General features: G+C 53.2%; 1 pseudogene. It reads right to left on the reverse strand.

The window, feature by feature from the left end:
- Nucleotides 1-148: pseudogene (locus tag ACVBEQ_RS28100) on the reverse strand (BPSS1780 family membrane protein); the annotation flags it as partial.
- Nucleotides 149-235 lie beyond the last annotated feature (87 nt).

Consider the following 235-nt stretch of genomic DNA (forward strand, 5'->3'; position numbering starts at 1 on the left):
GCTGACCCAGCACCGGGATGATCCCGACGGCAAGCATGATGAACATGTAGGCGAGGAATAGGGTGGAGATTTCGGCAGGCTGTCGTCGAAACAGCGCAAAGCCGCTTTTGACCCAAATCCAGCCGGTTTTTGCAGGCAATTTTTCCATTATCAGAACAGGGCCGGAGCCGGGTGAGCGATGCGTAATCTTAAAATCCGTTCAAAATGCGTCGGATCATGGGGCGTGAGCATTTCT

Source organism: Nakamurella sp. GG22 (genome assembly GCF_052976845.2).